The following is a 9,246-nucleotide window of genomic DNA, read 5'->3' on the forward strand; positions in this document are numbered from 1 at the left end:
CACTGGAACTCGCGATCGCCGACGACCAGTGGCCGCTGCCGCGCTATCGCGAGATGCTGTTTCCGGTGTGACGGTGGTGTGTGCCTGATGCTCGTTGAACCGCAGACGGCAGACGGCAGGCACTACAGACGGCAGACGGGAGGAATTCGGTAGAACGATTCGGGGGCGACCGCTGTGCGGCGCCCCCGATTTCGTTTCCCCGATCAGCCCTCGGCCTTTGGAACGCCCAGGCGCTCCTGCTGGCTCTTCGCCATCAATTGCGTCACGAAGCGCTGCCCTTCGCTGATGCGCTCCACTTCCACGGCGACGGTATCGATCGCCTGCTCCATGCGCTCCATGCGGCGGGTGGCTTCGATCATCTCCGGCGACAACTTGGGCTGTCGGGCGCGAATGAGCATCGCACGCGCCGCCGCGAACGCCAGCGGGGCCAGCACGAACAGCGTACCCACGATGGTGATACCGGTGAGCTGGTCCGATGAGAACGGACCATAGCGCGGTTCCGGCGTCGGCGCCGCTTCCGACGGCACCAGCTCGAGCGGGGCATTCGCCAGCGCCCGCCCGTTCGCGGCGATCTCCTGCTCCAGCTGCACGATGCGCGTGTCGAGCGTCTTGAGACGTGCCTCGAGCCCCGGACGCGCCACCGGGGACGCCTTGCTCAGTTCTTCGGCCACGTCCGCACGACGATCGGTCGCGCTTTCGAGCTGATTCGACAGTTCGGAGCGCTTGGCCTTCAGCGCCTGCACTTCGGCACGCGTCTTCGGCTGTGCGACGGTGATCGGCGAGGGCGTCCCCACGTCGACCGTCGTGGGCTGCGGCGTGGCGGGCATCCCCGGCGGTGCGGGTGGCGCGGAGGGCTGGATCAGAGGCATACTCCAACCTACGCGATCGACCCGCCGTCGGTTACACCCCACCGGGTGGCCAGTGTCGGGCCCCCTCTGCCCCTCGACGAACGGCATGACCAGCACCCTGGGCCTCCCCGACCTCGTCCCCCCCGCACCACTGGCCACCGGATTCTCGGCAGCGCAGCTACTGGCCGCTGTTGATGCCATCGCCCCGCAGGTGATCGCGTGGCGCCGGCACCTGCACCGGCACCCGGAAGTGGCGTTCCAGGAGGTGGCCACGTCGCAGTTCGTCTACGACACCCTCGCCGCGCTCCCCGGGCTCGCGATCACGCGCCCCACCGCCACCAGCGTCGTGGCCGAACTCCGCGGCGGCCGACCGGGCCCCACCATCGCCGTGCGCGCCGATATCGACGCCCTTCCCATCGTGGAAGAGAACGACGTCGACTATCGCAGCACCCGCGAGGGGGCCATGCACGCCTGCGGCCACGACGGGCACACCGCCATCGTGCTGGGCCTCGCCTCGCTGCTCGCTCCGTGCGCGGCCGAAGTGCCTGGCACCGTGCGCTTCATCTTCCAGCACGCCGAGGAGATGGCCCCCGGTGGGGCGGAAGAGCTGGTGCAGCACGGTGTCATGGATGGCGTATCGCAGGTGATCGGCCTGCATCTCTGGGCCCCCATGCCGGTGGGCCGCATCGGCATTCTCGCTGGTCCGGCCATGGCGGCCCCCGATCAGTTCCAGTGCACCATCGTGGGCAAGGGCGGCCACGCCGCCATCCCGCACGAGTGCGTGGATCCCATCGCGATCGGCGCGCAGATCATCACGGCCCTGCAGCAGGTGGTGACACGTACGGTCGACCCGCTCGATCCGATCGTCCTCAGCGTCACGCAGTTCATCGCCGGCACCACGTTCAATGTGATCCCCAACAGCGCCTACTTCGCGGGCACCGTGCGGACCTTCGAGCCGTCGCTGCGCACGAGCGTGCCGGCGCAGATGGAGCGGGTCATCCGCGGGATCGCCGAGGCGTTCGGGGCCACGGCGGACTTCACGTACGAACACGGCTATCGCCCCGTCGTGAATGACCCCGCGCTCACCGAGCGCCTGCGTGACGTCGTGACGCGCACGTTCGCACCGGACACCCTCATCGCCCTGCGCCCCACCATGGGCGGCGAGGACTTCTCGGCCTACCAGCAGCGCTCCCCCGGTGTCTTCGCCTTCGTGGGGGCCGGCAACGCCGAGACGGGGATCGTGCATCCGCACCATCATCCACGCTTTCAGATCGACGAACGATCGCTGTCGATCGGCCTGCGCTATCTCACGGCGGCAACACTCGAGCTGCTCTCCGTCGGCTGACGCGACCACCTGCCCTGTGATTTCCCGCCCGTATCGGCTCCTCGTGCTCGTTCCGATGCTCGCCATCCTCGGCGCACCGTGGATGGCCAATCGTATCGAGCCGCGCGTATTCGGGCTGCCGTTCCTGCTGGCATGGATCGTCGCCGGCGTGTTGCTCACCTCGCTCGTGATGTGGATCATTCACACGCTCGACCGCCGTCATGCGCTCCCCCGCGCATGAGGATTCGTGAGCGCGCATGAGTAACGCGACGGTGGCGCTGGGGCTCATGGGCGGCACGCTGGTGGCCGCGTTCTTCCTGGCACTACGGTCGCGTGGCGCGCAGTCGCTCGAGCAGTGGAGTGTCGCCGGTCGCGGCTTCGGCTCGGTCCTCGTCTTCGTGCTGCTCGCGGGGGAGATCTACACCACCTTCACCTTCCTCGGCGGAAGCGGCTGGGCCTACGGCCGCGGTGCGCCCGCGTACTACATCCTCGCCTACGCCGCCGTGGCGTTCGCAGCTGGCTACTGGTTGCTGCCCCCCATCTGGCAGCGGGCCAGCGATTGGCGCGTGATTTCGCAACCCGAGTACTTCGCCAAGGCCTTCGACAGCGAATGGTTCGGCGCCGTCGTGGCCCTCGTGGGGTGCGTCGCGCTGCTCCCGTATCTCGTGCTGCAGCTCAAGGGACTGGGCATCCTCGTCTCCGAGTCGTCCTATGGCGTCGTCAGTAACCAGACCGCCATCTGGATCGGGACGATCGCGACGACCGTGTACGTCGTGATGTCCGGCGTACGCGGCTCGGCGTTCACGGCTGCGCTCAAGGATGCGCTCGTGCTCGCGGCCGCCGTGGGGCTGGGACTGGCGCTCCCGACGACCGTGCACGGGGGCATCGGGCCGATGTTCGACACACTCGTGGCCCAGCGCCCCGCCTTCTTCGTGCTGCCGGCCCAGGGCATGTCTGGCGTGTGGTTCACCAGCACCATCGTGCTCACCGTGTGCGGGTTTTACATGTGGCCGCACACGTTCGGCTCACTGTTCACCGCGCGCAGCGCCGATTCCTTCCGGCGCAACGCCGTGATCATGCCGCTGTACCAGGTGGTGCTGCTGTTCGTGTTCTTCATCGGCTTCGCGGCCATCACGGCCGTACCCGGACTGCAGGGCGCCGATATCGATCTCGCGCTGCTGCGCGTCACGCGACAGACCTATGGACCATGGGTCGTGGGGCTGGTGGGCGCCGCCGGCATGCTCACCGCGCTGGTCCCCGGATCACTCATCCTGATGACCACCGCGACGATTCTCGCGCGACTCATCACCCGGTATCACGAGGCGAGTGCCAAACGGGAAGTGCAGATCGCGCGACTGCTCGTCCCGTTGCTGGCCATCATCGCGTTGTGGTTCGTGTTCCGCGGAGAGCAGACACTGGTAACGCTGCTGCTGTTCGCCTACGCGATCGTCACGCAGCTCTTCCCGTCGGTGCTCGTGACCCTCTGGTGGCCGCATCGTGCCAACGCCGTGGCCGCCTTCGCCGGTGTTGTGGTGGGCGAGGGCCTCGTGATGTGGACATCACTCGCGGGCATCACCACCGCGTCGCTGTTTCCTGCGTTGCCCGCGAGCGTGACCGACGTGAACATCGGCCTGCTCGCACTGGCGGCGAACGTGCTCGTCACGTGGGCCCTCACACTCCTGCTGCCGACCCGCCGCTGATCGTCGAACCAGGGGGGAACGATGACGCGTCGTCTCGCGCCGCTCCTCAGCCCACCGCGCGCGGGAATCCCCGCGTATCGGACAACACCTCGGCGACACACACGCGGTAACCGTCGGGATCCTCGAGCTCGAACTCCACGGCGCCCGACGGCATGAGCTCAGGGCCGCGCACCAGCGGCGTACGGCGACGCGCGTGATCCAGCAGCGCGGTCAGCGCCTCCCCCGCGAGGCGGATGTACACATCCCACAGATAGGAATCCCGCGCACGCGCCACCGGCGACGGCGCGCGGCGCAGCATCAGCTCCGTGGCATCGCGCCGGATCACGCAGCTCTCGCGCGACGCGTCGACGTCATCGGTGTCGGCCGTGAAACCAAGATTCTCGCGATACCAGGCAACACTGCGCGGCAGATCCGCCACGCGCAGCACGGGCACAATGGAAACGAACTGTGACATGCGGCAACAACACCCGCGAAGGGAGAAATGTTGCAGCCGGCGTTTTTGTCAGCGTGGGTAACGGCGTTTGCTGCTGCGTCTTAACTGCGTCTTAACTGCGTTTTAACTGCGCGACTACGCGCGATCGCCTACGCGTTGGCACAAACGCATTGGCACAAACGCGTTGGAAAAAACGCGTTGGCACAAACGCATGGGGCGCAGTCGACCACGCGGGCAACAACGTGGCGTCCGGCTCGGCCTTCGGCCTTCGCGGACGCGAAATGGCGAGGTGTCACGGTCTGTTGTCACCCAGGTGTGTCAGCACCATCTGACAGTTCGGTGCTGCGAGCGTAGTTGCAAGCGTGGTTGCCCGCGCCCCTCAGCGTTCGCGCCAACGCGTTTTTTCCAACGCGTCGGTTCCAACGCGTGTGTGCCAACGCGTTGTCGATCGCGCGTAGTAACGCAGCAACACCCGCAACGCCGGTACCTACGCCCTACCTCCGCTCCTCCGGCAACGTGCGCAGCAGAAACTCGAGCGTGTTTCCTCCCATCACGCGCGATACGTCGTCGGCGCTCATGCCCGCCTTGAGCAACGCGTCGGTGATCACGATCACCCCGCGCGTGTCCCACGGCGTCTTCGTGGTGCCATCGAAGTCGGAACCCAGCCCGACGTGCTGCACACCCATCACCTGCACCGCGTGCAGGATGGCCTTCACGATGTTCTCGATGGTGGGCGCGCACACCGCGCCGTCCCAATAGCCGATGCCGATGAGCCCACCGTTGGCCGCAATGGCGCGCAGCTGCTCATCGGTGAGGTTGCGCGGCCCCGGACACACCGCCGCAACACCGGTGTGCGACACCACCACCGGACGCGTCGCCATCGCCAGCACCTCCTGCACCGTCTGCGTCGACGAGTGCGCCAGGTCCACGATGATGCCGAGCTGCTCCATGCGCTGCACGACCTGACGACCGAGGGGCGTGAGCCCGCCGTGCGAGACGCCGTGCGCACTCCCCGCCACCTCGTTATCGAAGAAGTGCGTGAGTCCCATCATGCGATAGCCGTGCGCAAACAGCACGTCCACGTTCTCGAGCCGGCCGTCGAGCGCGTGCAACCCCTCGATGGCGAGCAGCGCGCCCACCTGCATAGGGTCGCCACCCCGACGCTGCGCGAACGCCATGAGCGTGTCGCGTGAGGTCATGAGCGTGATCGCACCCCCGGCCCGAAGAATCGCGTCCTGCAACCGCTCGGCCTGATACGTGGCGCGGGCGCGCAGACTCGTGCGCGTCTCCCCCGGCCAGCGCTGCGCGAGCGCCAGCAGCGCGATGTTGTCGGTCTCGCCGGTGTTCTTGTCGTAGTTCATGTCGCGCGGCGTCTTGGTCACCACGCTGAATACCTGCAGCGCCACCTTCCCCTCCTGCAGACGCGGCAGATCCACATGCCCGCGATCCACCCGCTGCAGCAGGTCGCGCCCCCACAGCAGTTCATCGGCGTGCAGGTCGGCCACGAAGAGCGTGCGATGCAGCGCCGACGCCTGCGGCGATACCGCCGGAATCGACGTGCTCACCACCGTGTTCATGCGCGCGTCCACCACCACCGGCACGATGGTGAAGAACGACACGAGCGCTGCAACGAGCAGCACCACGAATCCCACCGCAAACTTCTTCATGACGTAGTCGAAAGGTGTGTCCCGGCGCCTCCCCTACTCCGCGCCTCGCGGTTTACCGCAACCCGCGCGGCATCTCCTGACCGTTCAGCTCGCGCGCGTTCGGCAACTCATTGGGCACACTCGGCCCGCGGAAGTCACCACAACGATCGAAGGCATCCTTGGAGCCGGCATCGATCGTATCGGGGAGCGGCGCGCGATCTACGCGAATGGTGTCGTTGCGATCGAGCGCCCGCGCGTAGAACGGCATACAGTACGCCTTCATGCTGTCCAGCCGCTCGAGCCGCTTCACACCGGCGTCGGCCGCGCGCCCGAACCAGTACCAGGCGCCGAGGCCCACCACCACGGCCAGCGCGACACTGCCAAGCGCGGCGGCCGGCGGACGGCCATTCTCGGGAATACCGGTCGGCGCGGGGCTCACGCGAGCGTCCGGCGGAACGTCGGCGCCTTGCGCGCCTTGGTCTTCTGTTCGAACGCGTAGCCCAATCCGAGTAGGCGCGCCTCGCTGTACGCCGTACCGATGAACGAGAGACCCAGCGGCAAGCCGCTCACGAAGGCCATGGGCACGGTGAGTGACGGATACCCCGCCACCGCCGCCACACTGGAATTGCCACCGCTGTACTTGTCACCGTTCAGCCAGTCGGTCACCCAGCTTGGCCCGTTCGACGGCGCCACCACCGCATCGAGCCGGTGCTCGCGGAACAGCGCGTCCAGCCCGTCGTCACGCGACAACGCGCGGCACCGCGCGAGCGCCTGCGTGTACTCCGCGTCCGTGAGGGCGCCCTTCGCATTCGCCTGTTCGAAGAGCTCCTGCGCGAACCACGGCATTTCCGCCGAAGCGTGCGCCGTGTTGTAGGCGATGAGTTCGTCGAGCGTACGATGCGCCACCGTATCGCCGCGCGACGCGAGATACGCATTGAGTCCGTCCTTGAACTCGTACAGCAGCACCGTGAGTTCGTCGGCGTCGTACTTCCCGACCGTGGGCACGTTGCACGGGTCGATCACCGTCGCGCCGGCACCACGCAGCACGTCGAGCGCCTTGTCGAAGGCGGCATCCACCGCCGGATGAAAGCCCGCCATGTTGCGCGACACCCCGATGCGCGCTCCCGCCAGCGCATCGGCACGCAGCGCCGTGAGATAGTCGGCCGTCTGACTCGCCGCGACGGCCGTGGCCGCATCACGCGCATCGCGGCCGCGAATGACCTGCAGCACCACGGCCGCATCGGCCACGGTGCGCGTCATCGGCCCCGCCGTATCCTGTGTCGCCGAAATGGGAATGATGCCCGCCCGACTCACCAACCCCACCGTGGGCTTGAGCCCCACGAGACCGCAGATGCTGCTGGGGCAAATGATCGACCCATCCGTTTCCGTGCCGATACCCACGGTCGCGAGATTCGCGCTGATCGCCGTGCCGGTGCCGCTGCTCGAGCCGCACGGATTGCGATCGAGGACGTACGGATGACGCGTCTGCCCCCCGCGCCCGCTCCATCCACTCACCGAGCGTGTACTGCGGAAGTTGGCCCACTCACTGAGATTCGTCTTGCCCAGCAGCACGGCGCCCGCCTCGCGCAGCTTCGCCACAACCGTGGCATCACGAGGCGCCGGCTTGCCCACCAGCGCGAGCGAACCCGCCGTGGTCTGCATCTTGTCAGCCGTATCGAGATTGTCCTTCACGAGCACCGGAATACCGTGCAGCGGCCCGCGGATCTTCCCCGCGCGCCGCTCCGCATCACGTTCGGCAGCAATCGTGAGCGCGTCGGGATTCACCTCGATCACCGACTTGAGCGAGGGACCGGCCGCATCGACCGCCGCGATGCGCGCGAGATACGCCGCCGTCAGCGCGCGCGACGTGAGCGTACCCGCCTGCATGCGCGCCGTGAGCTCCGCCACCGTGGCTTCTTCGAATGCGAAGGCGCGCGCCTGATCCGTCTCGCTCGCCAGGGCGACCGGCACATCCGGCGCCGCCAGCGTCACACCCGGCGTGAGCGCCACGCCCGCCGCCACCGTACCGGCGGCATTCAGAAAGTCCCGACGATCCATGAGATCCCGTGAGGTAATGCGGTGAAGGGAGGCGCAGCGAACGAAACGAACGCCGCGACGCTGATCAGGAAAGCGCCACGGCGAGATCGGCGAGTAGGTCGTGCACGTCTTCGAGCCCCACGCTCATGCGTACGAACCCTTCCGACACCACGTCGCCCCCCCATCGCGCGCGCCGCTCGGCGCTCGTGTGCAGGCCGCCGAAGCTCGTGGCCTCGTACACCAGCTGCGACTGCGCGAAGAATCGCTCCACCGCCTTCGCCGATTCGAGCTCGAAGCTCACGACGCACCCGTACGCCGCCATCTGCCGCGAGGCGATCGCATGCGAGGGATCGGTGGGCAGCCCTGGATAACGCACGTTACGCACGGCCTCGCAGTCCCGGAGAAACTCCGCCACGGCCAGTGCGCTGCGGCACTGCTGCATGAGCCGCACGTGCAGCGTACCGAGCGAGCGGTGCGCCAGCCACGCTTCCATCGGACCGGGAATCACCCCCATGCGGGTGCGCCAGAGCCGCAGCGTTTCAGCATGCTTCGCGTCACGCACCGCCACGTGCCCCAGCACGAGGTCGGCGTGACCGGTCATCGCCTTCGTGTCGGACACCACGCAGAGGTCCGCGCCGAGGGCGAGCGGCTTCTGCAGCAATGGCGTCGCCGTGGTGTTGTCCACCGCCACCAGCGCCCCGATTGCGTGCGCCTTGGCCGCGAGCGCGGCGATGTCACACACATCGAGCCCGGGATTGGTGGGCGTCTCGAGCCACAGCAGCGACACGCCGTGCGCAGCGTGCTCGTCGAGCGCGCGCATGAGTCCATCGCCCGCCGTGGGCGCCATCACCACGTTGATCCCCTGCGCGGCGAACCACGCCCCGTCGAATGGCTGCGTCGCGATCACCCGGGTGGTGTAGTAGCTCTCCTGCGGCATCACGAGCGTGCTGCCGGGGCGCACCATCGTGGCCAGCACCGCCGCCGACGCGGCCATGCCGCTCGGAAACAGCAGGCACGGTCCCCCCTCGAGTTCAGCCAGCGCCGCTTCGTAGTGCGTCCACGATGGATTGTGGAAGCGACCGTACGTGTACGGCGACAGCGAGGGATCACCGGGCGCGTGATACGGCGCCGCGAATACCGGCCCCGGCAGATAGGGCGTGCCCGCCGCCTTGGGCGGGAGCCCCGCGCGCACCACCTGCGTGGCGCCGTGCCACGGACCGCCGTGCGCCGACTCGTCGTGAGGGCTCATGCGCGCGCT

Annotated in this window: 9 protein-coding genes; 3 read left to right on the forward strand and 6 right to left on the reverse strand. The window is 67.9% G+C overall.

Annotated elements, in window-relative coordinates; genetic code table 11:
• Nucleotides 1-203 precede the first annotated feature (203 nt).
• A complete protein-coding gene (locus ACIQ6O_RS08790) occupies nucleotides 204-869 on the reverse strand; it encodes a hypothetical protein (RefSeq protein WP_396207404.1) in 666 nt (221 codons plus the stop codon).
• 85 nt (nucleotides 870-954) lie between these two features.
• Between ACIQ6O_RS08790 and ACIQ6O_RS08795 the strand changes: the two genes are divergently transcribed.
• Genes ACIQ6O_RS08795 through ACIQ6O_RS08805 form a run of 3 tightly spaced genes read left to right on the forward strand, consistent with a single transcriptional unit; the run spans nucleotide 955 to nucleotide 3,872 of the window.
• Entirely contained in the window at nucleotides 955-2,193 is a 1,239-nt protein-coding gene (locus ACIQ6O_RS08795) for an amidohydrolase (protein WP_396207405.1), read from the forward strand.
• Between the two features lie 43 nt (nucleotides 2,194-2,236).
• Nucleotides 2,237-2,413, forward strand: coding sequence for a DUF3311 domain-containing protein (locus ACIQ6O_RS08800; RefSeq protein WP_396207406.1), 177 nt, complete (start codon nucleotides 2,237-2,239; stop codon nucleotides 2,411-2,413).
• A 16-nt stretch (nucleotides 2,414-2,429) separates the two neighbouring features.
• Entirely contained in the window at nucleotides 2,430-3,872 is a 1,443-nt protein-coding gene (locus ACIQ6O_RS08805; protein WP_396207407.1) for a sodium:solute symporter, read from the forward strand.
• Between the two features lie 46 nt (nucleotides 3,873-3,918).
• Here ACIQ6O_RS08805 and ACIQ6O_RS08810 read toward each other — a convergent pair whose 3' ends face one another.
• The 5 genes from ACIQ6O_RS08810 to ACIQ6O_RS08830 all read right to left on the reverse strand — a co-directional run bounded on the left by ACIQ6O_RS08810 (nucleotide 3,919) and on the right by ACIQ6O_RS08830 (nucleotide 9,237).
• Nucleotides 3,919-4,326, reverse strand: a complete 408-nt coding sequence (locus tag ACIQ6O_RS08810) for a VOC family protein (protein ID WP_396207408.1) — start codon at nucleotides 4,324-4,326, stop codon at nucleotides 3,919-3,921.
• Between the two features lie 473 nt (nucleotides 4,327-4,799).
• Entirely contained in the window at nucleotides 4,800-5,972 is a 1,173-nt protein-coding gene (locus ACIQ6O_RS08815; protein ID WP_396207410.1) for a dipeptidase, read from the reverse strand.
• Nucleotides 5,973-6,024: 52 nt separating this feature from the next.
• A complete protein-coding gene (locus tag ACIQ6O_RS08820; protein ID WP_396207411.1) occupies nucleotides 6,025-6,390 on the reverse strand; it encodes a hypothetical protein in 366 nt (121 codons plus the stop codon).
• Entirely contained in the window at nucleotides 6,387-8,009 is a 1,623-nt protein-coding gene (locus ACIQ6O_RS08825) for an amidase (protein ID WP_396207412.1), read from the reverse strand. Before ACIQ6O_RS08825 ends, ACIQ6O_RS08820 begins: the two co-directional genes overlap by 4 nt.
• Before the next feature lie 64 nt (nucleotides 8,010-8,073).
• Nucleotides 8,074-9,237, reverse strand: a complete 1,164-nt coding sequence (locus ACIQ6O_RS08830) for a cystathionine gamma-lyase (RefSeq protein ID WP_396207413.1) — start codon at nucleotides 9,235-9,237, stop codon at nucleotides 8,074-8,076.
• Nucleotides 9,238-9,246 lie beyond the last annotated feature (9 nt).

Origin of the sequence: Gemmatimonas sp., assembly GCF_044345575.1 — a bacterium.
In the GTDB taxonomy this organism is placed as follows: domain Bacteria; phylum Gemmatimonadota; class Gemmatimonadetes; order Gemmatimonadales; family Gemmatimonadaceae; genus Gemmatimonas.

Excerpts from the sequence above, each read along its gene's own strand:
- ACIQ6O_RS08825 (WP_396207412.1), bottom strand. The coding sequence starts at position 8,009 with ATGGATCGTCGGGACTTTCTGAATGCCGCCGGTACGGTGGCGGCGGGC.
- ACIQ6O_RS08795 (WP_396207405.1), top strand. The coding sequence starts at position 955 with ATGACCAGCACCCTGGGCCTCCCCGACCTCGTCCCCCCCGCACCACTG.
- ACIQ6O_RS08790 (WP_396207404.1), bottom strand. The coding sequence starts at position 869 with ATGCCTCTGATCCAGCCCTCCGCGCCACCCGCACCGCCGGGGATGCCC.
- ACIQ6O_RS08815 (WP_396207410.1), bottom strand. The coding sequence starts at position 5,972 with ATGAAGAAGTTTGCGGTGGGATTCGTGGTGCTGCTCGTTGCAGCGCTC.
- ACIQ6O_RS08805 (WP_396207407.1), top strand. The coding sequence starts at position 2,430 with ATGAGTAACGCGACGGTGGCGCTGGGGCTCATGGGCGGCACGCTGGTG.
- ACIQ6O_RS08810 (WP_396207408.1), bottom strand. The coding sequence starts at position 4,326 with ATGTCACAGTTCGTTTCCATTGTGCCCGTGCTGCGCGTGGCGGATCTG.
- ACIQ6O_RS08830 (WP_396207413.1), bottom strand. The coding sequence starts at position 9,237 with ATGAGCCCTCACGACGAGTCGGCGCACGGCGGTCCGTGGCACGGCGCC.